At 59.1% G+C, this 24,368-nt stretch carries 21 protein-coding genes, 5 tRNA genes and 1 pseudogene; 13 read left to right on the forward strand and 14 right to left on the reverse strand.

All coding sequences use genetic code 11. From position 1 onward, the window contains the following. The first annotated feature begins 136 nt into the window (after positions 1 to 136). Entirely contained in the window at positions 137 to 319 is a 183-nt protein-coding gene (locus tag AACT07_RS12905) for a hypothetical protein (RefSeq protein ID WP_069528124.1), read from the forward strand. Between the two features lie 196 nt (positions 320 to 515). Here AACT07_RS12905 and AACT07_RS12910 read toward each other — a convergent pair whose 3' ends face one another. The 3 genes from AACT07_RS12910 to AACT07_RS12920 form a co-directional block, all read right to left on the reverse strand. Further along, complete coding sequence (locus tag AACT07_RS12910; RefSeq protein ID WP_069528126.1) at positions 516 to 800, reverse strand: hypothetical protein; 285 nt, start codon at positions 798 to 800, stop codon at positions 516 to 518. Positions 801 to 1,081: 281 nt separating this feature from the next. Further along, positions 1,082 to 1,474, reverse strand: a complete 393-nt coding sequence (locus AACT07_RS12915) for a hypothetical protein (RefSeq protein WP_069528128.1) — start codon at positions 1,472 to 1,474, stop codon at positions 1,082 to 1,084. Between the two features lie 91 nt (positions 1,475 to 1,565). Continuing rightward, positions 1,566 to 2,315 (reverse strand): hypothetical protein, encoded by a 750-nt coding sequence (locus tag AACT07_RS12920; RefSeq protein ID WP_139123842.1) that lies wholly within the window; start codon positions 2,313 to 2,315, stop codon positions 1,566 to 1,568. Positions 2,316 to 2,377: 62 nt separating this feature from the next. Here AACT07_RS12920 and AACT07_RS12925 point away from each other — a divergent pair, with 62 nt between their 5' ends. The 11 genes and pseudogenes from AACT07_RS12925 (at position 2,378) to AACT07_RS12975 (ending at position 17,335) form a co-directional block, all read left to right on the forward strand. Beyond that, on the forward strand, positions 2,378 to 5,221 hold the full coding sequence (locus AACT07_RS12925) for a tape measure protein (protein ID WP_069528130.1): 2,844 nt from the start codon (positions 2,378 to 2,380) through the stop codon (positions 5,219 to 5,221). Further along, complete coding sequence (locus AACT07_RS12930) at positions 5,218 to 5,592, forward strand: hypothetical protein (RefSeq protein ID WP_069528132.1); 375 nt, start codon at positions 5,218 to 5,220, stop codon at positions 5,590 to 5,592. The genes AACT07_RS12925 and AACT07_RS12930 overlap by 4 nt, the downstream gene beginning before the upstream one ends. Before the next feature lie 4 nt (positions 5,593 to 5,596). Beyond that, positions 5,597 to 9,214 (forward strand): curculin (mannose-binding) lectin protein, encoded by a 3,618-nt coding sequence (locus tag AACT07_RS12935; RefSeq protein WP_069528134.1) that lies wholly within the window; start codon positions 5,597 to 5,599, stop codon positions 9,212 to 9,214. An 84-nt stretch (positions 9,215 to 9,298) separates the two neighbouring features. Then, complete coding sequence (locus tag AACT07_RS12940) at positions 9,299 to 10,501, forward strand: hypothetical protein (protein ID WP_069528136.1); 1,203 nt, start codon at positions 9,299 to 9,301, stop codon at positions 10,499 to 10,501. A gap of 3 nt (positions 10,502 to 10,504) precedes the next feature. Continuing rightward, complete coding sequence (locus tag AACT07_RS12945; protein ID WP_253182261.1) at positions 10,505 to 11,659, forward strand: hypothetical protein; 1,155 nt, start codon at positions 10,505 to 10,507, stop codon at positions 11,657 to 11,659. A 2-nt stretch (positions 11,660 to 11,661) separates the two neighbouring features. Beyond that, positions 11,662 to 12,066, forward strand: coding sequence for a hypothetical protein (locus AACT07_RS12950; RefSeq protein WP_069528137.1), 405 nt, complete (start codon positions 11,662 to 11,664; stop codon positions 12,064 to 12,066). An 11-nt stretch (positions 12,067 to 12,077) separates the two neighbouring features. Beyond that, complete coding sequence (locus tag AACT07_RS12955) at positions 12,078 to 14,030, forward strand: hypothetical protein (protein ID WP_069528138.1); 1,953 nt, start codon at positions 12,078 to 12,080, stop codon at positions 14,028 to 14,030. Next, complete coding sequence (locus AACT07_RS12960; RefSeq protein WP_040069247.1) at positions 14,027 to 14,251, forward strand: hypothetical protein; 225 nt, start codon at positions 14,027 to 14,029, stop codon at positions 14,249 to 14,251. Before AACT07_RS12955 ends, AACT07_RS12960 begins: the two co-directional genes overlap by 4 nt. Before the next feature lie 112 nt (positions 14,252 to 14,363). After that, a pseudogene (locus AACT07_RS12965) lies at positions 14,364 to 14,576 on the forward strand (AEC family transporter); the annotation flags it as partial. 175 nt (positions 14,577 to 14,751) lie between these two features. Continuing rightward, positions 14,752 to 15,216 carry a hypothetical protein gene (locus AACT07_RS12970; RefSeq protein WP_021229454.1) on the forward strand — a complete coding sequence of 155 codons (465 nt, stop codon included), beginning with the start codon at positions 14,752 to 14,754 and terminating at the stop codon, positions 15,214 to 15,216. A gap of 283 nt (positions 15,217 to 15,499) precedes the next feature. Further along, positions 15,500 to 17,335: a sigma 54-interacting transcriptional regulator gene (locus tag AACT07_RS12975; RefSeq protein ID WP_069528141.1), complete on the forward strand. Its 1,836-nt coding sequence runs from the start codon at positions 15,500 to 15,502 to the stop codon at positions 17,333 to 17,335. 165 nt (positions 17,336 to 17,500) lie between these two features. Here AACT07_RS12975 and AACT07_RS12980 read toward each other — a convergent pair. The 7 genes from AACT07_RS12980 to AACT07_RS13010 all read right to left on the reverse strand — a co-directional run bounded on the left by AACT07_RS12980 (position 17,501) and on the right by AACT07_RS13010 (position 19,871). After that, positions 17,501 to 17,577 (reverse strand) — tRNA-Val (locus AACT07_RS12980). Positions 17,578 to 17,613: 36 nt separating this feature from the next. Next, a tRNA-Val gene (locus AACT07_RS12985) sits at positions 17,614 to 17,690 on the reverse strand. A 37-nt stretch (positions 17,691 to 17,727) separates the two neighbouring features. After that, positions 17,728 to 17,804, reverse strand: a tRNA-Val gene (locus AACT07_RS12990). 17 nt (positions 17,805 to 17,821) lie between these two features. Further along, positions 17,822 to 17,898, reverse strand: a tRNA-Val gene (locus AACT07_RS12995). A 12-nt stretch (positions 17,899 to 17,910) separates the two neighbouring features. Next, positions 17,911 to 17,987, reverse strand: a tRNA-Val gene (locus AACT07_RS13000). A gap of 148 nt (positions 17,988 to 18,135) precedes the next feature. After that, positions 18,136 to 19,515, reverse strand: coding sequence for an MATE family efflux transporter (locus AACT07_RS13005; protein ID WP_069528147.1), 1,380 nt, complete (start codon positions 19,513 to 19,515; stop codon positions 18,136 to 18,138). 149 nt (positions 19,516 to 19,664) lie between these two features. After that, positions 19,665 to 19,871 carry a YaeP family protein gene (locus tag AACT07_RS13010; RefSeq protein ID WP_058056873.1) on the reverse strand — a complete coding sequence of 69 codons (207 nt, stop codon included), beginning with the start codon at positions 19,869 to 19,871 and terminating at the stop codon, positions 19,665 to 19,667. Between the two features lie 133 nt (positions 19,872 to 20,004). Between AACT07_RS13010 and AACT07_RS13015 the strand changes: the two genes are divergently transcribed. Further along, positions 20,005 to 20,622, forward strand: a complete 618-nt coding sequence (locus AACT07_RS13015) for a riboflavin synthase (protein WP_069528149.1) — start codon at positions 20,005 to 20,007, stop codon at positions 20,620 to 20,622. A 108-nt stretch (positions 20,623 to 20,730) separates the two neighbouring features. Here AACT07_RS13015 and AACT07_RS13020 read toward each other — a convergent pair whose 3' ends face one another. From AACT07_RS13020 to AACT07_RS13035, 4 genes are all read right to left on the reverse strand, one after another. Continuing rightward, the gene (locus tag AACT07_RS13020) at positions 20,731 to 20,934 is read right to left on the reverse strand and encodes a CPXCG motif-containing cysteine-rich protein (RefSeq protein ID WP_005336871.1); all 204 of its coding nucleotides are present in this window, start codon (positions 20,932 to 20,934) and stop codon (positions 20,731 to 20,733) included. Between the two features lie 272 nt (positions 20,935 to 21,206). Then, entirely contained in the window at positions 21,207 to 21,866 is a 660-nt protein-coding gene (gene hxpB / locus AACT07_RS13025; protein ID WP_069528151.1) for a hexitol phosphatase HxpB, read from the reverse strand. 129 nt (positions 21,867 to 21,995) lie between these two features. After that, complete coding sequence (purT, locus tag AACT07_RS13030) at positions 21,996 to 23,174, reverse strand: formate-dependent phosphoribosylglycinamide formyltransferase (protein WP_069528155.1); 1,179 nt, start codon at positions 23,172 to 23,174, stop codon at positions 21,996 to 21,998. A gap of 85 nt (positions 23,175 to 23,259) precedes the next feature. Further along, positions 23,260 to 24,150, reverse strand: coding sequence for a DMT family transporter (locus AACT07_RS13035; RefSeq protein ID WP_069528158.1), 891 nt, complete (start codon positions 24,148 to 24,150; stop codon positions 23,260 to 23,262). Between the last annotated feature and the right edge of the window lie 218 nt (positions 24,151 to 24,368).

Here is a 24,368-nt window from a genome sequence, read left to right on the forward strand (position 1 = left end):
GCCAAGACCAGACTCTAAGACTATGGCGCTGATGTTGGAGGCTACCCCATTAGCCACAGTCGCGGCTGGGTGACAATAGGCACAATTTATATTGTCAAATGAAGTCTGTCTGGCGGGTTTCAAGGGAAGGATGACCATGAAATACAAAGTTCTTCTGAGCGATGGCACCGTGGGTACTATCTGCATGGACAACTTGAATGAACAGCTTGCAGCTGACTTTATCGGCAAGGTCGTTCGGGTCAAACTGTATGACGAAAGCGGTCATCACATTGAACGCGAGGGAACATTAGTCGAATTCCTCGATGTATCCATGGACTGACCCCATATTATTAGTCATCAAGCCTACGGCCCTGATTGGGCTCACCGCCATGATCTCGTCCTGATTACACTTAAATTTTAGTGTCTTAACTCTAACCATGGAGAGTCGATATGTGACTGTTATCGCAAATTGTAAAGATTGGGTGCTGATACGTTGCAAGTATCGGGAAGATGAGATTCCTGCATTGATCTTGGCTTTAGCGCAATGCCAACCGCTTAATCATGACCAGTGGTTGGGATGAGGCTGACAGGGGCAGGAGGGAGTTCTCGAACCACTGCCAATCAAGCGGCGGAGTACCCTCTTTGAACTTCTGGTATGGCACGCCATCTTTGATGGTCAGAAACAGGGTGCAAGGAGTATCGGCACGGCAGACATAGCGCACCATCACATCCCCATGGAGTGAGCGCAGTAGATGTTTCAGGATCGGCAGCCCTTGTATGGTGTGGTGCCCCCCTTCATGCCAGACGCCAAATTGATGCATTTCGCCCATACCTTTCAGCACAAGAAAATCTAAGTCTTGATCGCCTAGGCCCACTTGCCACTGTCAGAAATGACAGGTCAGTGTGTTATCAGTGATCGAGCTGTAGGGAGACAGCTGGTCGTGGATAGTGAAATAGCTCCTGCTATGTTGATAGACCGGAGATAGTGAGATGATTGGGAGAATGAAGAACGGCGGGGAGACCCGCCGTTTTTTCTTACACGTGCCCCCTGATATAGCTTTGTAATCTAACCTACGGGCTTTAGCCCGATGTTAGAGGTTGTTTAGCTTGTGACGATTTCATAAGCCATAACGATTTTTTCAATCTGTATAGATGCGCTTCTTCTGTCATCCGCGACGGCGGTAATGAACTTTGTGTCCTTGTTGTTCGGTACTTCATCAGAGGTGAGTAGTTCGACATCCATCCACTTACCATCATCGGAAATAGAAGATATTTTTCCAATGGCGATTGTGTGACCATTAGTGGTTACTAGCCCGAAAAACCACTGGTCTTGCATCATTCGGCTTGTATACCAAGCTGGAAGTATTTCAGCCACTTTGCTGACGTTACTTAGCATGCCAATTTTGGTTTTTACTTTTTTCCATTGCTCATTTGAAAGCCAGAGGCTGGCTAAACCTGTTCCAGCTCCAATAATTGAAATGAAAATTTCTAGCATAAGTATCCTCACGGCTATAAGTTATAATGTGAAGTTAAAGGCTGGAGTGTCAGGAAACTCCAGCCACCAAAGGCGATGAGCTTTATAGATTTCATTTCAATAGCGAATAGATACTTGCTATCGATCCGACCGCCCCAAGAAACACCCATGACCAATGAGAAAACACCAGTTTCACAAAACTACCACCATTATATTTCATACTTCTAAGCTCTAGATATCTGATGCGAAGGCGGTCTAGTAAATTGTCTGATAACACGGAGCTAGATACTCTCATATAGCAAAAGAAATCACGGGTCGCTGATTTAAGTACAGAGTCTGTGATTTGTGTTGGATCAGATAGTATTGACCAAGTTATATGTGGTTGGATACGGGATAGCCTCTCTGACGAGTAGGGATAGAGAGTTACCGCGACACACCCAAGAATAGATTGTGATAACACTAATGCTGCACCTTGTTCGCTGAGTATTCTATGACCAATTACTCGTCCGAATGCATCGATGGTTTCATCAGTTTCTCCTATCGGATGGGAACCTGCAAAAAGCTGAATTTGCCGATTCTCATCATTGCGTGAGACATACAAGTCTTCGAAGAAGGAATCTTTCTCTGCTTGTGTGCAAACCGCTTTAAAGTGACTTTCAATTTTTTCGATATGTACTTGCCAGTTGAGCATTCGGTACCATCGTTTATGTGCTGCGGCGTCGTTTTTTTCGATTTCTGTCTGCATATTTATCTTTTTGTTGAATGATTTACTAGACGAGTGGAGAGCGTCTGGGATAAAGAGTGTGGCCAAATAACAATCAGTGACGGATGTTTTTCCGGACATATCACAGTAATTCTCCATAAACCCTCTTATTCTGCCATTTCTTCACAATAGGGCATATCTGAATCTGATCGGAATGCCCCATGTCCACCTCTTCCACCCTCAAACTTGCCCTGGAGTTGGCGGCCAAGGTCACCGGCCGGGAAGACCTGGCCGCCTTGGCGGGTGAGGTGCAGGAGCTGGGCCCGATCTCGGATGAGACGGCCGCCGAAACGGTGCAGTTGGCCGAAAGCCTCGAATCGTTAAGCCGCCAGCAGGTGCTGATCCAGCAGTTCAATGACTCAAAGGCCGCCCTGACCCAGCTCGAACTGGCGACAGTGCTCAGCCGTGACAAGCTGGAGCAGTGGCGCCGCTCCAGCCAAGCAGGCGCCGGTGACGCCAAGGTGCTGGCCGAACAAGAGCGATTGCTGGCTTCCGAGGTCAAGCAGCTGGAGCGACAGCTGGTCGCCCAGTCCGCCAGTCATACCCGCCTGCACGCAGGGCTCAAGCAGTCCGGGCTCGATACCAAGAACCTTGCCCAGGAACAACAGCGCCTGCAGCGTGAGCTGACCAAGAGTGTCGCCCAGACCGAACGGCTGGGACGCGGATTAGGTCAGGGCAGTCAGCATGCTGGTGGCTTGCAAGGGGCCATTGGCAGTCTGACCGGCCGCCTGGTGGCGCTGGCGGGTACCTGGTTTGGTATCCAGACCCTGACGACTCAACTGCTCGCCATGTTCCAGACTGGCGATCAGGCCGAGCGCCTCGATGTGCAGCTCAAGGCCGTGATGGGGTCGATTGCCGGTGGCAAAGAGGCGTCAGCCTGGATCCAGGACTTTGCCAAGAACACCCCCCTGCAGCTCAGTGAAGTCACCCAGGTATTCGTACGCCTCAAGGCGTTCGGCATCGACCCTATGGCGGGGGCCATGCAGGGGATTGTCGATCAGGCGTTCAAGTTGGGGGGCGGTTTTGAAGAGGTGCAGGGCATCTCTCTGGCCCTTGGCCAAGCCTGGGCCAAGCAGAAGCTGCAGGGTGAGGAGATCCTGCAGCTGATTGAGCGGGGCGTACCGGTCTGGCAGATGCTGGAGCAGGTGACCGGCAAGAATACCGCCGAGCTGCAGAAGCTCTCTGAGGCGGGCAAGCTGGGCCGCGAGACCATCTCAGCCCTGATGAACGAGATTGCCACCCAATCGCGCGGTGCGGCTGCCGACAACATGAGCCTGCTCTCCGGGCTTGTCTCCAATGCCCAGGACAACCTCGCCAAGTTTTACCGGATGGTGGCCGAGAACGGGGCGCTGGCCTGGCTCAAAAACCAGCTGGCCAACCTTAATGCCGAATTTGAGGCGATGGCCAGGGATGGCCGCCTGCAGGAGTGGGCCAAGCGCCTCTCCGATGGCTTTATCACCATGGGGGAAACCCTCAAGTCACTGATCCAAACCCTCTATGAGTGGCGCACCGCGCTGACCGTGTTGGCTCAGGCGTGGGTCGGCATGAAAATCGCGGGTTGGATTGGTGAGCTGCGCAGCCTCTACGCCCAGTTTATTGCCATGCCTGTGGCGAGCGCGACAGCAGCAGGGGGTATGACGACAGCGGGCACGGCAGCAGCCGGAGCTGCCATTGGGGTCAGGGCACTGGGCGTTGCCGTCAAGGGGCTACTGGCCGCCGTGGCGGTCGAGTCCATCATCCAGATCACCCAGTTCGCCTCTGCCCTGCGCCAGCTGGTGCAGGCTGAGCTGGCGCTCCGGGAGGCGCAAGGGCTGCGCTCCGAGACTCAGGCCCGCCTCAATGGTCAGTTTGCCGCCCTGTCAGCCGAGCTGGGTTTCGCCATCACCAGCATGGCGGATCTCGATCGCCTGGTGGCAGAGGGCAAGGTGCATTACGACGAGGCCACTGGAAGCTGGCGACAAGGCGCCGCAGCCATTAAAGCGCTGGGGGCGGAGGCCAAGAGCACCCGTGACTATCTGGCCGAGATCAATGCGGTGGCCAAGCAAACCGCCGCCGATGGCCCGGCCAAACTGGCTGAGGCGTTTAAGGTGCTCGGCCTCGATTTTGAGCAGGCCAATGGCCGTATCGGTGAGGGTTTTCAGAAGACCATCGGCGCCCTGGATGTATTGGTGGCGCACACGGGGGCCAGTAGTGCCGCCATCGAGGAGGCGCTGGCCGCCGCCTACAACAGCGCCAAGACCACCGCCGAGATCGATGCGGTGATCGCGCGGCAAAAGCAACTGGCCGACCAGGGCAAGCTCACCGGGGATGCACTGGCGCGGTCGATGGCCATCGCCGCCGATGCCATGGCCAAGGTGAAAGGGGGGAGTGGCGATACCAAGCAGGCAGTCGCGGCCATTGGTGATGGCTTTGACGAGGCCGCCGCACGGGCCAAAGGTGCTACTGATGCGATGCGTGCGGGGCTTAAAGGGGTTCAGGATGAAGCCAAACAGACGAATGCCAGCCTCACCAGTAGCGGCGGGGGCGGTGGTCGAGGCGATATCACCCGCACCGTGAACGCCGGTTCCTTCTACTACAAGAGCGTGGATATCAACAGCCTGCGGGGCAATGCCGAGGGGCTGGCCAATACCCTGGCCGGGGTGGAGGAGGAGCTGGCCCGCTACAGCCAGAAGGTTAAGGACATTCCGGCCTACAGCGAGTGGAGCAAGTATTACGGCGAGAAGTTCCAAAAGGAGATGGAGGTCATGCGGGCTCGCCTCAAGGAGGAGCTCGGCAAGGCTCTTGCCAAGGAGAGTGCCAAAACCAACCAGGCCGCCGCCCAGCCACCAGTTCCAATTGCAGAGCCATCTCCCCCCAGCACCAACACCCCAGGGACACGCAGACCCTTGTCCGAGCGGATCACCATCGAGCTCAAAGGGGCAGGGAGCTCGGCTGAACTGCAGGCCGATGAGGCCAATGTGAATGCCCTGATTTCCCTTCTTAAACAGCAAGGACTTCGCCAATGAACGTGACCTTAAACAGCGTGCTGCTACCAGATGATCTGGTCTGGCGCGACGAGTTCGAGTGGGCGCCGGTCGAACAGGTGGTGACCCCGACCCTGAGCGGCGCCCTGTTGGTGGAGGAGACCGCCAAGCCCGAGGGACGGCCGCTGACCCTGAGCGGGCATTGCTCCCGCGCCAAGGTGCAGGAGCTCAAGGTGCTGGAGGCACAGGTGGCCCGGCTGATGACGTTAACCCTGCTCGATGGCGTGGCCCGCACCGTGGTGTGGCGCCGCCCTGGTGTGGTGGCCACGCCCTTGTACGAGTTGGCTGACCCGGACGGTGATCACCCCTACACCCTGACCCTGAATCTGACCGAAATTGAGCGCGGAGAGTAACCCCATGAGCATTCTATCTGGCGATATCAAACTGATGGCCAGCCAGCGGATGACTGACACCGAGGACGGTGGCGGGCGCATCACCGGCAAGGAGATCGTCAGCGGCGAACATAACAGCATGTTTCCCGATATCAGCGATCTGGATCGGGCCTATGGGGTGGTGAACCTGCGCAAGGTATTCCTGGCCGTGCAGACTGACGACACCGACACCTACTATGGTGCGAATGCCGCCGTGCTGCTGCCGCCCTACGATCCGAACGTGGGCTTGGCCCTGATGACCACCAAAGACCACCACGACACCCGCAACAACGCCCGCGATGTGGTGGAGCGTTATCTGGCGCGGGGCCCGAAGTGGCAAGGCTTTCTCTACGATACCCAGCTGGAAGGGCAGCGGGCGATCCGCTTCTTTCAGCGGGTCGAGGCGCGGTTGCCGGAGGTGGGCGAAACCCTGGTGCTGGTCGGCAACGAGAACAAGGCGGGGGAGTTCGAGCAGTATGTGCGGGTGCTGGATGTAACCCAGAAGCTGACCAAGTTCCAGATCCCTGGTGTACCCGAGTTCACCCGCAACGTGGTCACCTGCACCCTGGCGGATCCGCTGCGCTTCACCTTCGAGGGGGAGCAGCCGACCCCCTATGATGTGGTGACCAACCCCAAGACAGCCCTGCGGGAAACCGTGGTGGCGGATGCGGCCAACTACTTTGCCAGTACCAAAATGGTGGATGATGCCGCCTTTGGCTCGATGCAGGTACGGGCCAAGACCATCTTTACCCAGCTGGTGCCAGCGGCCCGCAGTGAAACCCCAGCGGTGGATCTGACCGCTGCCGGTGAGCTGGCCAGCCTGGTCGATTCTGGCCGGGGGCTGGTGAGCATCAACACCGCCGCCGTGATCGCCCCGAGCCGTGGCCTGTTTCTTGGCAGCGGGGCCAAGCCTGGCACCGTGACCATCACCATCGGCGCGGCCACCATCACCGACAAGGGGGGTGAGCTGGTTGTTGCCGGGTCGGTGATCGGCTCCATCGACTATGGCCGTGGCCAGCTGGAGTTCAATGCCCAGTGCCCGAACTACGGCACCCAAAGCAAAACAGTCTCTTTCTGGCCAGCGGCCCGCCCTGCCCGCATCGCTGACACGGCGAGGATCGAGGTCAAAGCCAACAACCGGGGCTATGCCTACACCATCACCCTGCATCCGACCCCGGCGCCTGGCACCACCACCATCAGCTTTATGGCGCAAGGCAAATGGTATGACCTGAAAGACAACGGGCGCGGGGAGCTGCTGGGCATCGACCGCTCTTATGGCTCTGGCACCATCAACCTGGCCACCGGGTCGGTCATGCTGACCCTGGGCGCCCTGCCGGATGTGGATACCTCCATCATGTTCAGCTGGGCCACCCCGGTTAACTACACCAACCGCAGCGGGCAGGCCATCAGCATCGGCAAAAGCGCCTGGCAGCTCCCCCACAAAGGGATCACCCCCAAGAGCGTGATCCTGACATGGGGCGATGGCAAGCGGGCCACAGATGCGGCGGGGGATGGCAAGATAACCGGCGATATCACCGGCATCATCAACTATGCCGAGGGGATCATCGACCTGGAGCACGTTACCCTGCCCGCTTTGGGGCAGGAGTACGCCGCCCAGTACCAGTACGGCGAACCGGTGACCGAGCGCCATATCGAACCTGGGCGCCTGAACACCCCAGGCCAGGTGGGGCACCTCTCCATCACCCTGGACGGCAAGGACGGCGGCGGCGCACACAACCTCACTCCGGGATCGGTGCGGGTCAAGTTCAACGCCCTCTATCACAAGTTTGATGTGGACGATCAGGAGCTGGTGATCCAGACCCGCGATCCCATCATCACCCTGCGCGATGACGGGCTGGGCAAGCTGATCGATGCCAGCGGTGTGGTGCTGGGTGCCATCGACTATGGCGCGGGCACCCTGCACTTTATGCCGGATGGCTCCAGCCCATTGCCCAAGCCGAAATACGCCTGGGTGACCGTAGGCACCCGCTGGGAAGGCAACAACCAGATCGCGGTGCAGCGCTGGACGATGACCGGTATCGAGTACCACAACACCGCTTACACCTTCCCTGACGGGGAACAGGGGTGGGTGGATGTGACCTACCGCAACAACAACAGTGCCGAGGCCCAGAATGCCACCCTGACCGCCCAGGCGCTGCGCATAGACGTTACCCCAGGCTTTGCCGAGGCGATCCTGGAGGGGTCGATGCGCTTCACCCTGGGGGGCTCTACCTACGTTGACCGGCAAGGGTTGCTCTACCGTGACCCGGATCCCTCAACCGGGGCAGGCATCCAGGCGGGCACCATCGACTACTCCAACGGGTTGGCGGTGCTGGCCGACTGGGCAGCCGGGCAACCGGCCCAGCCATCGCTCCAGAGCCTGGCCACCTCGTTCAGCGCCCAGTCGGTGGATGCGGTGACGTTCCGCACCCCCGGCGCCCCGCTGGCACCGGGCAGCCTCTATATCAGCGCCAACACCGCGAGCGGGCGCCGGATCGAGGCCACGGCAGACGGGGACGGTTTTTTCACCACCACCGACATGGATGGCAAGGTGAACTACCAGACCGGCATCGTTACCGTGCGCTTTGGCCGCAAGGTCACGGCGGCGGGCAACGAGACCCAGCCATGGTATGACGCCGAACAGGTGGGGGAGGATGGCAAGATCTGGAAGCCGACCAGCGTGGTGGCGGACTCCATCCGCTTCAACTGCGTGGTGTTCAGCTATCTGCCGCTCGATGCCGACATTATCGGGCTGGATCCGGTGCGTCTGCCGTCTGATGGCCGGGTGCCCTTCATCCGCAAGGGGCAGATCGTGGTGGTGCATAGCACCAAGCGCGGAGCCTACCCGATGGGGGTGACAGCTGGCCAGCAGTTCAACACCGGGCGCCAGCGGTTGGCCTACTGCCATCTGGAGGATAAGAACGGCAAGCGGCTCGATCCTGCGCTCTACAGCGTCAATCTGGATAGCGGCGTGGTCACCCTGGCTACCCCGCTGAACCTGACCGGCTATGTGGAGCCGCTGGCGGTGGTTCACCGGATCGAGGATATGAGCCTGGTCACCGATGTGGAGATCTCTGGCCGCCTGGTGCTGGCCCGCCCCCTGTCTCACGCCTATGACGCTGCTGACACCCTGGTGTCGTCAGCGCTGATCATGGGCGACTTGTGGGCGCGTTACACCAACCTGTTTGACCAGCGCACCTGGACGAACAAATGGCAGGACTTTGTAGACGGCGACCAGAGCACGGCGCAGTACAACGACACCGACTTTCCCATCGTGGTCACCAACCGCGCCACCCTGGAGGAGCGCTGGGCCATCATCTTCCAGACCAGTACCAGTTTTGTGCTGGTAGGGGAGCATGTGGGCCAGATTGCGCTGGGGGATGTGAATACCGACTTTGCCCCCATCAACCCCAACAACGGCCAGCCCTATTTTCGGCTGGACAAGCGTGGTTGGGGGGCTGGGTGGGCGAGCGGCAACGTGCTGCGGTTCAACACCAAGGCGGCCAACTTCCCGATCTGGGCCATCCGTACCGTGCTGCAATCGGTAGCGGCCAGCGAGAGCGATCGTTTTGAGCTGCAACTGCGTGGCAACGTTAACCGCTAACCGGGTGGGGCACCGTGCCCCGCCCTTTATTTTTCTGTGGGGCACTCTTTTGTAGAGCAGCGCCCCACCATGGAGAACGGCAACATGGCTGAATACAAGGTCAAATGGTTTGCAAGCGAAATGCAAGGCGCCCCAAGTCTGGGCGATACCGCAGATGGCGCCCTGGCTGCGCTGATCAAGGCGGTACTGGTTACCGGCTTTGGCACCCTGACGATTAACGCCCTATCGTTTGATGCTGACAAAGGGTGGGCGGTGGCCACCTTTAGCGGCGGCCATGCCTATCTGCAAGACTCAGTGATTCAGGTCGATGGGGTATCGCCAGCCGCCTACAATGGCGAGCATCGGGTGATGCAGGTCAGTACCACTCAAGTGTGGTTTGAGATTGACGGCGGTGACCCAGCCGCGGCGGGTTCCGGTGCGGCCATGACCATGAAGGTGGCGCCGCTGGGATGGACGATCACCCATGAAAGTGGGGACGGAAAGATCTTTATCGTGCGCCCCACCAACGTCAGCGAGTCTGGCAATGTCAGCCTGCGCATCGACAACACCGCATTCAGCGGCTGGTCTAGCAGCACATCCCCTGTGGGGTATCTGGCCAAGGTGGCAATGGTGGAGGATGTGGTGGATATCAACACCTACACCACCATTTACGAACACCGCTGGCCAGCCACCAAGCGCTACTCATCGGGTCGCTGGGATCTGATAGGGGATCCACAACTGTTCTATTTCCTGCCCTACTACGGTGCATATAGTCGCCCTGCGCTCTATCTGTTCGGCTATATGCGCAGTCTTAGGCCAGGTGATCGCTACCATGCCTTGCTGGTTCACTATCCTGTTACCGCCGCCAACGATACGGGCAGACGGTGGGATTATGGTGTGGGCAATTCCACCGCAAACTACTACAACAACGGTGGGCTGTTTGACTCATCCTCTCATCGGGCTATTGCTCGCCCATACCATCAGTTGTTTGGCTCAACCACCTGGTGGCTAAAAGGGCTGTTTGGCCGATTTGGCACCGGCTTGAACGTCCCGAATGGCCCTGATAACGGCTTTTATATCAGCACAGACCCGGTAATGGTGGTGGAGAACGGCAACCATTTGCGCGGCTATCTGCCAGGTATTATTTGCCCGTATGGCACCATCATCGGTTGGGATCGCAAAAACTTCGGTAACTTGCCAGCCATGCCAGACAAGATATGCCGGTTCATCAATGTTCAGCCAAGTGAAGATCCATCGTCAGTAACCCAGGTATTGATTGGTTTTGATCTGACCGGGCCATGGAGGTAGGTCATGGCGACTTATGATGAAAGAGTGGTCTATGACTGGTCATCACCGACCCAGCTTAATGATTGGGATATCCAGTATTCAGGCCCAGCCGGTTCAGTTGCCATCACCGATGGCAAACTGGTACTGGCACCCAATCGCAGCGCGGTATCTGGCGTTAACCTGATTAGCAAGGCGATTGGGTTTGATGCGCTGGAGATGGATTTCAACACCGGCAGACTTGGCAGTGGGCTTACTCGTTATCTCACTTTGAGCTTTGGAACCGGTGGCGTATGTGACGATGCAGGTAAAGTGCCTGGCACCGATTTTTGGCACCAGGGGATGGCCAATAGCGTCACCTTGCACTTGCAAGATCCCGGTGCCAATGCGAATGGCTCATTTGTCCGGGATTACGCCAATGGCGGTCGGATTGAGCGCGGGTATTATCCATTGCCCCAAGGTACTGATCTCACCAAACAGAATCGGGTGCTGATAGTTTTCAAACCGGGTGAATATCAGGTCTGGCTAAATAGTACTCAAATACTCAGCATTCCAACTGTAACAACCAAATCGCCGACCAAGGTGATGATCCACCAGGGTTGGTATGCCCCAGGGGTATGGGGCGCCGATACCACCATCAGCCAGGTCACGCTATATCGAGGCTACGACCATTTTGGTGAATTGACCATTATGGGTCATCCGATGAAGTGCGTACCCGCTAACCAGGAGCCTAGATCTGTTTTTCAGCCGCAAGATGTGGCCTGGCGCGGAACCCCGCCGCTCTACCCTGGGCCGGTCAAGCTCCAGCAACAGACCCAGTACCCCCTCTGCAAGGGGAGGGATTACTTCTGGATACGCGATGGGGTGCAGAACTTTTTGCAGGGTTATATCGAGAGCACGGTGACCATCAGCGGGGTGGGGGTGCGGCGGCGGGTGCTCTGCTTTACCCAGGATGGCGAGCTGGTTGGCGAGACCTACAGCCGCGCATCGGATGGGGTCTATCGGTTCGATCTGCTGTGGCTGAACAAGCGTTATATGCTGGTCGCCCAGGACGATCCCGCCTTTGGCTACGCCGACTACAACGCTGTGGCCGCCGACTACCAGGCACCGAAACCTTACCCGCCTGGCGGGGGTGTGGCCGCTGCGCCGTTCCCCATGCTGGCCCCGCTCAAGAGGAACTAGCCATGCTCACCTATGTTGACACGCTGCGCACCAGCCGCGCCCAGCTGCTGGCAACGGCCATCGACACCGGCAGCGGCCCCAGCGCTACCCTGACCGTTTACACCGGCCCCAGACCGGCGCCTGGGGAGGCTATCACCGACCAGCTGGCTCTGGTGGTGCTCACGTTCACCCACCCCTGCGCCAAGACGGTCAGCGGTGGGGTGCTGACTCTGAACCCCCTGGTCGAGCAGATGGCTACCGCCACCGGCTTCCCCAGATGGGCCCGCATCGCGGATCGGGATGGCACCTTTGTGGCAGATCTCGATGTAGGGGTTCCGCTCAGTGGTGCAGATTTGGAGATCCCAACCAGTGAGATATTTGCCGGTGCGCTGATCCGCATCAATAACGCCACCATCACCGAACCGTAACCGGGGGCTCTATGGCCAGAAAGGATGCGAGCTTAGAACTACGCAAGGCCCGCAGTACCACCGGGCAGCTGGAGCTGAACCAGGCCGAGGTGGTGCGCTATGAGGCGATCTTGGTTGGCGCCTCCATGCCACCGCGCCTGGCCGTCTCCCCCGACCTGCTGACCCTGCCAGCCAGCTGGGCCAGCCAGCCAAACCGCCCCATAGCCGCGCTGGGTGGCGCCGTGGTACTGGAGGGGAGTCTCGCCAGTACCACCGCACCAGATTGCGCCATGGTGGGCGCATTCGTCATTGAGTGCGGGATTGCGGCCAGCAATCAGCAGCCGGTGCCGGTGATCGCCGGGGAGTACGATATCAACGTATTCCGTGGCCCGAGCGCCACCGAGGAAAGCCGGTGGGAGCGGGCGGGGCTGGTCAGCAGCCGGGTAGATAGCACCTGGGAGCGGCCAGAACTGGCCCGCACCGTGGGCGCCGTCAGCTGGCAGGAGGCCGAACCCGCCAACAGTGATCAGGTGGAGCAGAGCGCCATCATGCCCCAGCGCTATGAGCTGGCCCGCAGCCAGTACCAGGAGGGGCTGGCTACCGGTCACGACCATGGCCAGCAGGTGGAGCATCTGGCCCCCGGCCACGCCGTCAATCGCGCCCTCTGGGTCGAGGGGGACAAGGCCGGAATGTGGCAGGTCGGCGGTTATCGCAACCCGCCGCGCTTTGACAAGGTATGGCAGGCCGACCAGTGGAGCCAGGGCGATGCCGTTGGCCTGCTGCTCTATGGCCGCCGCTTGCGCCTTGGCCTGCCGCTCTGGAAGGGGTGGCGCGATGGCTGGGAGGAGGCGATGCAGCCGGGGCCAGGCACCAGCCCGCCGCCCAAGCCGCCGATCCCCCCTGAGCGCCCCGACAAGCGCACCCTGCGCCTTGAGTTCGGGCGCAAGCGGGGCGAGGCCGAGCTGGAGTTTGTCTGGCACGGCAGTGATGCAGCAATCGTTATTCCAACCAGGAGGGTCTATCTGGTGAGCAATACAGCGAAGATCGTACGGGTACGCGATGGGCTCGATATCCCTGCCACGGCGGTAAGTATCGAGCTCGATACCGACTCCTGGGCGTGGCAGTTCAGCGCCCAGATCCCCCGTATCGCGGCGGCTGCACTGACCGATGAGGAAGAGGTCAGCATTCATATCAACGGTCAGCAATGGGACTGTGTGTGCGATGGCTGGCAATCGAGCCAGAGCTTTGGCCGCGAGTCGGCAACGCTGACGGGACGCTCTCGCACCGCTTACTTGTCACCGACCCATGTATTGGCGCAGGCGGTAAGCGAGCCTGCTGCCGCGACCATGGCCCAGCTGGCTGCTGCCGTATTGCCGGTGGGTTGGACGCTGGATTGGCAAGCGGCTGACTGGTTGGTGCCTGCCGGGTTCTTTAGCCTGGATAACCAGACTCCGATCGAGGTGGTCAGGTACCTGGCCGAGGCGGCCGGTGGCTTTGTGCTGCCACACCAGCGCAACCGCCATCTGGTCATCAAACTGCGTTACCCCACAGTGCCATGGCAGCTTGATACAGCTCAGGCCGATGTGGCGATCCCCCGTGCCATCATTACTACCCTGGGCAGTGACTTCCAGCCGGGTCATGCCGCCAACGGGATCTGGGTGAGTGGTGGCCATCAGGGCATCAGTGCGCGGGTGGTGCGCCAGGGGACGGCTGGCGAACAGCAAGCGCCGACCATCACCCACCCGTTGGTGTGTGATGTGACGGCGGCCCGTGCCCAGGGTGTGGTGGGGCTGACCAAGACCATGCCCAAGCGTACCCAGACCATTGAACTGCCGTTGTCAGCTGATACCGGCTTGATCCTGCCAGGTGCGCTGCTCGCCGTGGACGGTTGGAAGGGTTACAACCGGGGCGTCAGGGTCTCTGCTGCGTTGCAGAACAGGGCCATGACGGTACGCCAGCAGCTGAGTGTGGAGCGATTTGTATGAACCTGTTTAAGCGATTCCTTGAGCTGGTACCAGGTGCAGATCCCTTGTTGGTTGGTACCGTGACCGCAGTAGGTACAACGACCACCACTCTTACCGCGTTGGCGGGTGGAACGGTCACAGTAAGGGGCACTGGGGTAGCCATCGGCAAGAAGGCGTTTTACAGGGGAGGGGAGCTGGCAGGAGAGGCACCGGATTTACCGACCTATGAAATAGAGGTTTAATGCCGGTTTAACGGGGTTATCAAACTCAGTGATTCCGGTGTCACCAAGTTTGATAAACTACCGAGCCTGTAGCTTTTCATTTTCCCCGTAACTCTTTTTCATTTTCGGCGGCGGGCTACAGATCTGGCTGTTGCCGCTCAAGACGGAGTGGATCCCGCTGTTGATGTTGTCGGTTTCCTTGCCCCCTGCGGTGTTGAATTACATGCTCTGCGAGCAGTATCACTGTCAGCCGGACAAGGTGGCCAGTATCGTGCTCGGCGGCAATGCCCTCTCTGTGCTGGTGATCCCGCTGGCGGTCTGGCTGGCACTTCATCTGCCCGGCTAAGTCAGATTGCATCGCTGCGGCTCTTCTAGTGGAAACGGTTCGTACCAAATCATTGCCTCCGTGATACATCTGTCGTCCCCGTATCCGGCCCTGAGCCCCAGGGCTAACGGCGACAGCTATAGTATGAAAAAGAGCTGACTGACACTGTTTAACCAATGCCAGTGAGGGAAACCGGATGGGCACAAGTGAGCAATCTGATCCTGTGGGGCAGGCAAAATCGCGCTATGACCCGGCATTGCCTACCGGTTATGACTGGCGCAGACACCGCCGTTTTATCCTCAGTGGCGGTGGTTACAAGGCAGAATGCAGCCGTCGCAACTGGTTTTTGGAGTTGCTCAACCCGGTGCCCTATGTGGTAGTGCGCGACATAGCCATCGGCGGTATCGGCATTCTGGGGGCCATACGGTTGAAAGAGGGGGATGAGCTGGTGATTGCCATTCCCTCTGGCGAGAAGCTGCGCGGTCTGGTCGTGAGATCCCAGCCTGACCCACTTTTTCCCAAACTCTATCGCACCGGTATTCGTCTGCACCGTTATCCGACGGCCGAGCTGTTTGCCCGCTGGCAAAGCTACATTCAGCCGCAAGATAAAGCGGATTTCGACCATGAGTGCCAAGTCTTGAAACAGGTACGTGGCGCGTGAGCCAAATGTCATATCAGTGGTTGTTTGCCCCACAGCCAGCATGATCCGTCGATGTAGTCCGCAGTTCAGCAGGCTTGGCTGACACGAGTGGTTTATCTCGCTGCATGTGTTTTCATCTTTATGTTTTTATTGAATTTTATCTGTGCCTCTGAAGTCGCGGAGGATGCGGATCTTTTTCCCTTTTCGTGATCCCCCCCGAAGTAGTTCCCCCTGATATCCCTTAGTATCTGGCCAGCATGACTCCCTTTCGGGGGAGGATAACAAGAACAAAAAGGAATGATGGATGAGATCCGTGAGCAACCAGTGTCTGTTGATGCAGATCCAGCCGACCATCTTGCGCTTTGCCAAGATGCTGGCGAGTGTGCTGCAGCTTGAGGTCGAGATTGTGGATGCCGATATGGTTCGGGTGGCTGGCACCGGGCCCTATGGCAAGTTCTTCGGACGTCAGCTGGAGGGCGACTCCCGCCTGCTGCGCTATGTGATTGATAATCAGCGGGAGAAGATCGTTACCCACACCAGTGATGATCCGGTGTGTGACGGTTGTACCTGCAAGGAGAGCTGCCGTGAGCGAGCCTTCCTTGGGGTGCCCATCATGGTGGACGAGCGCTGCATCGGGGTGATCAGTCTGGTGGCCTTCAGCGACGAGCAGCAGGCGCGCCTCAACAACAATCTGCAGGATGTGTGTGACTATGTGCGCCACATCTCCACCATCTTTGTGGCCAAGTTGCTCGATTCACGCGGGCTGTCGGACGGGGTCAACAAGGTGTTCCTCAATCTGATGACCAACATGGATCAGGGTTGTCTGCTGCTCGATGACAAGAGTCAACTGCTCTACGCCAACGAGGCGGCACTCCATCATCTGGGTTGCCAGCAGGAACAGCTGCAAGGGCGCGAAGTGGGGATCCGCCCGCTCACTTTCTCCCAACAGGGGCTGAGTGGTCATCTTCAGCACATCATCACCTTTGAAGGTCGTCAGGAGCTGGTCATCGGCCAACTACACCATGTGCAGGGCCAGCAGCTCTTTCTGATGGCGTTTCACCAGTCCCACTCCGGTCAGGTTCAGGAGCCAGATCCGGATGTGCGGATCGATCAGCTGATCGGCGAGAGCAAGCCGATGCGCACCCTCAAACGACTGCTGCACCGCATCGCCCAGAGTCCCTCCAGCGTGCTGATTTGTGGAGAGAGCGGCACCGGTAAAGAGGTTGTGGCCCGCGCAGTCCATCGCCTGAGTCCCCGTCAGGACAAGCCTTTTATTGCCATCAACTGTGCCGCCATTCCCGAACAACTGCTGGAGAGCGAGCTGTTTGGCTATGTGAAGGGCTCCTTTACCGGTGCTTCCAGCGGTGGCAAGCAGGGCCTGATCCAGGCAGCCCATCAGGGCACCCTGTTCCTTGACGAGATTGGCGACATGCCGCTCACCATGCAGGCCAAGCTGCTGCGGGTGCTGGAGCTGCGGGAGGTGACCCCCATCGGGGCCAGCCGACCGGTGCCGGTGGATATTCGCATCATCGCCGCTACTCACCAGCATCTCGATCAATACATCGTCGAAGGGAAGTTTCGCGAGGATCTCTACTACCGCCTCAACGTCATCCCCCTCAACCTGCCGCCACTGCGGGAGCGGGAAGGGGACGTGGAGCTGCTGACCCACTACTTCCTCAACCTGCACACCAGCCGCATTGGCATTGTCTATCCCGGTTTGGCTCCCGAGGTGATGGCGCTGCTCAAGGGGTATCGCTGGCCGGGCAACGTGCGCGAGCTCAGCAACCTCATCGAATATCTGGTCAACGTCAGCCAGGCGGGCGAAGTGATTGACGCCAGTCTGCTGCCCCCCAACATCATCCGCAATCAGGAGCCCCAACGCGTCACCGCCCAGTCGATCCCGGTGACCAATCTGGATGCGTCGTTCAATGTGCCTGCCACAGCGCCGCTCGCCGCCACGCCGGAGAAGCTGCCTGAACCCGTCCCTGGTGAGAGCGGCCTTGAGAGCATGGAAAAACAGATGATAGAAGAGACCCTGCAGCGGCTCGGCAACAAAAAACTGGCCGCACAGGCGCTGGGGATTGGGATTGCCACCCTCTATCGCAAGATAAAGAAGTACGAGATTGCCGTGCAGAGCTGAGGCGCTGGCGGCATCTATCCGGCCCGTGTCGTTTATCGGATGGCACGGGTTTTTTATGGGAACAAGGTTCTGCGCCATTGCCCGGTCGGTGATGAACAGATTGGCGGGGAAGGGAGGGCGGACAGAATGCAAAAAGCCCGCTCGATGAGCGGGCTTTTTATAATCTGGTGCGTCCTAGTGGATTCGAACCACCGACCCCCACCATGTCAAGGTGATGCTCTAACCAGCTGAGCTAAGGACGCAGGGTGCGCAATGCGACTTTTTGTTCTGCAGGGGAGTGGTGGGTTTAATTGGATTCGAACCAACGACCCCTACCATGTCAAGGTAGTGCTCTAACCAACTGAGCTATAAACCCACATCAAACTTACATCTGCAATATATTCAAACTGTTATGGTGCGTCCTAGTGGATTCGAACCACCGACCCCCACCATGTCAAGGTGATGCTCTAACCAGCTGAGCTAAGGACGCATAACAGCAATCTGTGATGGTGCGTCCTAGTGGATTCGAACCACCGACCCCCACCATGTCAAGGTGGTGCTCTAACCAGCTGAGCTAAGGACGCATCACAGAAAAGTGGTGGGTTTAATTGGATTCGAACCAACGACCCCTACCATGTCAAGGTAGTGCTCTAACCAACTGAGCTATAAACCCACTTTCTCTTACTTCACTACGCCAGCACTGCTGGCGTGGTCGGCATACTACCCATGCCCCCCAAGGCTGTCAACAGGCCATATGCACAAAGGAGACTGTTTGCCCAGTTCTTGCGCAGCCTGTTGATTTTGCAGGCGAGTTGCCGCTTTTACTGGGCCCGCGACAGGGTGGTGCACGCCTCCGGCGTCGCGAAGCGGCCATAGATATGGCGCAGGCGAGCCCCCAGCATCAGCGCGGCACTGGTGAGGCCGACGATAAAGCCAATCCAGAAGCCCTGCGGCCCCATCCGCGGTACCAGCCAGTCGGTGAGACCCAGGATCATGCCGGTCGGCAGCCCCAGCCCCCAGTAGGCGACGATGGTGACGTAGAAGATCGCCTGGGTATCCTTGTAACCACGCAGTGCGGCGGCCGCGACCACCTGCACCGAGTCGGAGAGTTGATAGATGGCAGCGAAGAACAGCAAGGTGGACGCAAGGGCGATCACCTGCAGATCATCGGTATAGATGGAGGAGATCTGCTCCCGTAGCAGCACAGTAAATGCCGCGGTAAGTGCCGCGACACTCACGCCCAGCAGCAGGCCTGTGCGGGCTGCCACCCGGGCGTGATGCGGCTGACCTTCGCCGATGCTGTGACCGACCCGGATGGTGACACCCACCCCGATGGAGAGGGGCAGCATAAACACCAGGCTGGAGAAGTTCAGTGCAATCTGGTGGCTCGCCACCGTTTCGGCGCCGAAGGGGGCCAGCATCAGGGCCACTACGGCAAACAGGGTCACCTCGCAGAAGATGGCCATGGCGATGGGGAAGCCCAAGCGAAACAGTCGCCAGATCCGGCTGCCGTTGGGGCGAGCCAGCTGGGAGAAGAGACGGATCTCGGTGAAGTGACGGGAGAGCTTCACATAGAGGATCATCGCCAGCAGCATGGCCCACAGCACGATGGCGGTGGCGACGCCGCAGCCGACCCCGCCAAGCTTGGGCATGCCGAAGTGACCGTGGATGAAGATGTAGTTGGCGGGAATATTGACCGCCAACCCGACAAAACCGATCACCATGGTAGGCATGGTGTGGGAGAGCCCCTCGCTGAAGTTGCGCAGCACCTGGAACATAACGAAGGCGGGCAGACCCCACAGGATGGCGTGCAGGTAGCCTGTGGTCTTGGCGGCCATCACCGGCTCCACATCCATGAGCTGCAGCGCCAGCGGGCTGTAGTAGAGCGCAACCATCGCCAGCGGGGTGACGATGAGCGCCAGCCAGAAGCCCTGATGGACGGCCGGGCGGACTTGGTCCCGCTTACGGGCGCCGTTTAGCTGAGAGACGATAGGGGTGAGCGCCATAATGATCCCCTGCACCAGCAGGATCACCGGTAGCCAGAAGCTGGAGGCCACCGACACGGCGGCCAGATCGACCGCACTCACCTGTCCCGCCATCACGGTATCGACGAAGTTCATGGCGACCTGGGCCACTTGGGCGACCAGAATGGGGCTGGCTAGACGGACTAACTGCTTCGCCTCGGACCAATAACGTTGCACTGACACCTCCGAGTGGATCAGATAAGAGTAAATAAAGAGCGGAAATCGGGAAGAGCCTTTGCACTTTCGGACGAAAGTGCAAAGGGTGGGGGAGGCATTCTAGCCTGAAATTCAGCCAGGACGAAATAGTTGCCGCCCCGGCAGCGGGATCAGGCGTCTTCGTGATCGCTGATCAGCAGGTTGGCTGCCGCATAGGCGGCCTGCTCGCGCAGCTCGGCGGGTACCCGCTCATCAGAGGCGACCGCGTTGAGGGCGCGGATAGTGGCGGCGATGGCGTTTGGCACATAGCCCTGCTCGCCGGAGCCAATCTGGTTATAGGCGATGCGGATCGCTTCACAACATTGATATACCTGCATTTCTTTTTTCCTTGTTTACCCGGATGTGAACGGCGTCACTATAGCGATCGGGCGCAAGCTTGTCAGCCTGTACCCTTGTCTCACCCTCTGCCCGAGGTTAACCTGCCCTTTTTGCCGTAGCAGGAGACGAGAGATGTTCACTGGCATAGTACAGGGGACCGCCGAACTGGTGGCCATCGAAGAGCAACCCAACTTCCGTACCCATGTGATCCGCATGCCCAGCCGGGAGTGGGGGGAAGGGCTGGCCCTCGGTGCCTCGGTCGCTCACAACGGCTGCTGCTTGACCGTCACCCGGGTCGAGGGGGATCTGGTCAGCTTCGATCTGATGCAGGAGACCCTGCGCCTCACCAACCTAGGCTTGTTGCAGGTGGGGGACAAGGTCAATGTGGAGCGGGCTGCCCGCTTTGGTGACGAGATCGGCGGTCATGCCATGTCTGGCCATATCATCGGCATGGCAGAGGTTACCTCGGTGATCGACACCCCCAAGAACCGTCAGGTGTGGTATCGCCTTGCTCCCGAGCTGATGAAATATGTGCTGACCAAGGGGTATATTGGCATCGACGGTATCAGTCTGACCATCGGTGAGGTGCGCGAGCGGGAGTTCTGCGTCCACCTGATCCCCGAGACGCTGGCTCGCACCAACCTCGGTTGGGTGCGCGCCGGCTGGCCGACCAATATCGAGATCGATCCCCAGACCCAGGCCATCGTCGATACGGTGGAGCGGGTACTGGCGGCGCGCGCGGGTAACTGAATAAGGAAACGGCTCGGTTTCAATCCCTTCATAAGCAAGGGCCTGCAGTGTGCAGGCCCTTGTTATTCATGTGGTGAAAATCTCTACTCGATTTTCTGTGACTCACAATCAAAACAGTTGTTCGTCGTCTGCATCCACAAACAACTGCAAACAGTCGCGAGCTTCGTCGCGGTGAAGCCGCAGGTGGATCGGATTGCAACAGGCCATGCAATCTTCGTAAAACTCCTGATCACCCTGGCTGGCATCCAGCTCGACCCGGGTATGGTGGCCACAGTGAGGGCAGACGATGCGCTTGCTGGTGTACTCGATCATGATAACCTCCTCGGGCCCTGAGGCCGCCTATCTACCCTGATTCTAGTCGGGCTGCAGGGGGTTAACCGCGAGCAAACGCACGTTTATGACAGAGATCAAGCCTGAGGGATGGCAAGGTGCAACCGGTTGGACTGGTCGTGTGTGAGAGGAACAATCTGGTTGTGAATGACTGGTGAAAAGAGGGGAATTGCCAACAGTTGTTTGGCAATCACAGGGGGCTGGATGCCCCCTGCGGATATGAGAACGCGAGCGCAGCAAGACGCCGATAGGCGCTACTTGACCCAGCTGGCCAACATGTCGGCATTCAGCTCGGCCAGCGAGCTGAGCTGGTAGTTGGCGATGGCCAAGCGTGGGTCACCTACTAAAGCGGGATCCGGCACGATCAGCGCAGTCATGGAGGCCGCCTTGGCCGCCAGCAGGCCGGTAAAGCTGTCTTCGATGGCCAGACAATGGACGGGCTCGACCCCCAGCTTTTCGGCCGCGTGGATATAGACATCCGGGTGCGGTTTGCCGAAACGCTCTACTTCAGCGGAGTGAACCGCCATAAAGCGATCGCGGATGCCGAGTTTGCCGAGCACAGCTTCCACCATCGCAAAGGGGGAGGAGGTGGCCAGACCCACTTTAAGGCCGCGGGCTTCGATAAGGTCGAGCGCCTCCAGCACACCGGCTTTGGCCTGACCTTCTGAAAGGATCAGGGCGTTGACCTGATCCAGAATGCGCTGTACCACCTCTTCCTGAGTCGGGCCGCTCCATGGGCGCAGGCGATACCAGTGGGCAACCAGCTGATCGATGCGCACGCCGATGGTCGATTCGCAATCCTCGACGGTGTGGGGGTGACCCAGTTCGGAGAAAACGGCGATTTGGGCCCGTTGCCAAAAGGGTTCCGAGTCGATCAGAACACCATCCATATCGAAGATCACGGCAGCTAACATCTTGTACTCCTGAAAAATTTGAAGAGGGGATTATAAGCCTGACGGGCAAATGCAAAAGGGGCATTGCCATGCCCCTTGCGCCCGATCACACCGGCAAACGTTTGTTTCGGTGCGGCGAAAAAACAGCGTTTAGAAAATGACCTCGACGCTGGCGGCAACGGCTTTGGCCTGCTCGACCGCCTCGCGGCAATCTTCACCCCGGGCCAGCGCCACGCCAAGACGGCGGCGACCGGCGATCTCCGGTTTGCCAAACAGCCGCAGCTGGGCACCCGGCACCAGCGCCAATGCCTCACCAATCCCCTGATAGCGGATATTCTGGCTGTGCCCTTCGCGCAGTACCACGGCGGAGGCGCTCGGCCCGTACTGGGTGATGGTGCCGACCGGCAGCCCCAGAATGGCGCGCACGTGCAGGGCGAACTCGGAGAGATCTTGCGAGATCAGGGTCACCATGCCGGTGTCGTGGGGGCGGGGCGAGACTTCGCTGAACCACACTTCATCGCCTTTTATAAATAGCTCGACTCCGAACAGGCCGTAACCACCGAGGGCCTCGACCACCTTGGCGGCCACCTCTTTGGAGCGGGCCAGCGCCAGCTCGCTCATCACCTGCGGCTGCCAGGATTCGCGGTAGTCGCCATCTTCCTGCCGGTGGCCGATAGGGTCGCAGAAGTGAATGCCATCGACGGCGCGTACCGTGAGCAGGGTGATTTCGTACTCGAAGGGAACGAAGCCCTCGACGATCACCTTGCCACGGCCGGCGCGGCCACCCTCCTGGGCGTAGGTCCAGCTCTCATCGATCTTGGCGAGATCGCGCAGTACGCTCTGTCCCTTGCCGGACGAGCTCATCACAGGTTTCACCACGCAGGGCAGGCCGATAGCCTCGACGGCGGCGACAAACTCCTCTTTGCTTTGGGCAAAGCGGTAGGGTGAGGTGGGCAGACCCAGGGTCTCGGCGGCGAGGCGGCGGATCCCTTCCCGGTTCATGGTGAGCTGGGTAGCGCGGGCGTTGGGCACTACCTTGACCCCTTCTTGCTCAAGGGCAGCCAGGGTATCGGTGGCAATCGCTTCAATCTCGGGGATGATGAGGTCGGGTTTAACCTCGGCAACCAGGGCACGCAGGGCGTTGCCATCGAGCATGTCCAGCACGTGGGCTGCGTGGGCCACCTGCATGGCGGGGGCATTGGGGTAGCGGTCGGCGGCGATCACTTCGATCCCGAACCGTTGCAACTCGATGGCGACCTCCTTGCCAAGTTCGCCGGAGCCCAGCAGCAGGGCACGGGTGGCGCCGGGGCGGGTTGCGGTTCCAAACATACGATCTCTCCTGATGTCGATGGTCATTGTTGATGATCGCTATCGCACGAATAGCGGACAAAAAAAGAGGCACGCATGGCGTACCTCAGGAAACGGGTTTGTGAGCGCGCTGCTCCAGATGGGTCAGCAAGGTAATGGCGCCAATGATGATGGCGGCGCCAAGCCACAGACGGCCGGGGGGCGCCCAGCCAAATACCAGCCAGCCCGCCAGCACGTTCATCGGCAGCTTGGCAAAATCGAAAGGTTGTACGAAGGAGGCCTCCGCCACGCTGTAAGCGCGAGCGATGGACATCTGGGCCAGCGCCGTCAGCACGCCGGAAGCGGCTACCAGCAGCCACTGGCTCTCGCTTGGCCACTGCCACTCCGGCAGGGCCAGCATGACGTTGAACGGGGTACTGAAAATAAGCAGGTAGACCACAATGGTGTGGGATGATTCGTTGGCCGCCTGATAGCGCACCATCAGGGAGTAACCTGCCCAGAATAGCGCCGCCGCCACCGGCAGCAGGGAGGCCCAGTTGAACTCGTCAGTCCAGGGGGCAAGGATCAGCATGGCGCCGGCAAAGCCCGCCAGGGTGGCCAGAATGCGGGTGCGGCTCACCTGCTCCTTGAGCAGCAGCGCGGAGCCCAGGGTGGCAAACAGCGGTGAGGTCATCAGCAGGGCGATCCCCTGCCAGATGGGGACGGGGTACGCCAGTGCCCAGAGCCAGAGCTGGATGCCGATCACCGCCAGCAATACCCGCAACAGGTGCAACCGGAACTGATTGGTCATCAGGGATTGGCGCAGGCCGTGACGAACCAGCCAGGGCAGCAGGCAGATCAGGGCGATCAGGTATTGATGGAAAGCGACTTGGGTCGATGGGAGGCCAAGCTTGAAGCTGACATACTGGCTCAGGCTGTTGACGGCGGCGAAGCAGAGTCCTGCCACCATCATCCAGACTGCACCGGCCAGAGGAGAGTGCCTGCGCGAGGGTATCATGGGATCCGGGTCGCTGGAAAAAAGTGCGGCGGATCATAACGGCAATCGTTTGTTCTGCCAAGGGTTGAAGCGCGGCCGCAGGGTTGGCTGGCGAGGAAGTGGCCTTGCATCAAAAAATTTGAACAAGTTGAGCATCTATTTTCGCTATCAGCAAATAAGCACAATGTTTAGAGTGACCTCCATCGACAGCAACGCTGTTCAACCGACAACCAAATGGA

It is taken from the genome of Aeromonas sp. ANP5 (assembly GCF_963870295.1).
GTDB classification, from domain to species: domain Bacteria; phylum Pseudomonadota; class Gammaproteobacteria; order Enterobacterales; family Aeromonadaceae; genus Aeromonas; species Aeromonas veronii.

Coding starts and splice junctions, on each gene's coding strand:
- AACT07_RS12970 (WP_021229454.1), top strand. CDS start 14,752: ATGGGCACAAGTGAGCAATCTGATCCTGTGGGGCAGGCAAAATCGCGC.
- AACT07_RS12920 (WP_139123842.1), bottom strand. CDS start 2,315: ATGGAGAATTACTGTGATATGTCCGGAAAAACATCCGTCACTGATTGT.
- AACT07_RS12910 (WP_069528126.1), bottom strand. CDS start 800: ATGCATCAATTTGGCGTCTGGCATGAAGGGGGGCACCACACCATACAA.
- AACT07_RS12940 (WP_069528136.1), top strand. CDS start 9,299: ATGGCTGAATACAAGGTCAAATGGTTTGCAAGCGAAATGCAAGGCGCC.
- AACT07_RS12905 (WP_069528124.1), top strand. CDS start 137: ATGAAATACAAAGTTCTTCTGAGCGATGGCACCGTGGGTACTATCTGC.
- AACT07_RS13035 (WP_069528158.1), bottom strand. CDS start 24,150: ATGATACCCTCGCGCAGGCACTCTCCTCTGGCCGGTGCAGTCTGGATG.
- AACT07_RS12925 (WP_069528130.1), top strand. CDS start 2,378: ATGTCCACCTCTTCCACCCTCAAACTTGCCCTGGAGTTGGCGGCCAAG.
- AACT07_RS12935 (WP_069528134.1), top strand. CDS start 5,597: ATGAGCATTCTATCTGGCGATATCAAACTGATGGCCAGCCAGCGGATG.
- hxpB (WP_069528151.1), bottom strand. CDS start 21,866: ATGTTAGCTGCCGTGATCTTCGATATGGATGGTGTTCTGATCGACTCG.
- AACT07_RS12960 (WP_040069247.1), top strand. CDS start 14,027: ATGAACCTGTTTAAGCGATTCCTTGAGCTGGTACCAGGTGCAGATCCC.
- AACT07_RS12975 (WP_069528141.1), top strand. CDS start 15,500: ATGAGATCCGTGAGCAACCAGTGTCTGTTGATGCAGATCCAGCCGACC.
- AACT07_RS12950 (WP_069528137.1), top strand. CDS start 11,662: ATGCTCACCTATGTTGACACGCTGCGCACCAGCCGCGCCCAGCTGCTG.
- AACT07_RS12955 (WP_069528138.1), top strand. CDS start 12,078: ATGGCCAGAAAGGATGCGAGCTTAGAACTACGCAAGGCCCGCAGTACC.
- purT (WP_069528155.1), bottom strand. CDS start 23,174: ATGTTTGGAACCGCAACCCGCCCCGGCGCCACCCGTGCCCTGCTGCTG.
- AACT07_RS12915 (WP_069528128.1), bottom strand. CDS start 1,474: ATGCTAGAAATTTTCATTTCAATTATTGGAGCTGGAACAGGTTTAGCC.
- AACT07_RS13020 (WP_005336871.1), bottom strand. CDS start 20,934: ATGATCGAGTACACCAGCAAGCGCATCGTCTGCCCTCACTGTGGCCAC.
- AACT07_RS13010 (WP_058056873.1), bottom strand. CDS start 19,871: ATGCAGGTATATCAATGTTGTGAAGCGATCCGCATCGCCTATAACCAG.
- AACT07_RS13015 (WP_069528149.1), top strand. CDS start 20,005: ATGTTCACTGGCATAGTACAGGGGACCGCCGAACTGGTGGCCATCGAA.
- AACT07_RS12945 (WP_253182261.1), top strand. CDS start 10,505: ATGGCGACTTATGATGAAAGAGTGGTCTATGACTGGTCATCACCGACC.
- AACT07_RS12930 (WP_069528132.1), top strand. CDS start 5,218: ATGAACGTGACCTTAAACAGCGTGCTGCTACCAGATGATCTGGTCTGG.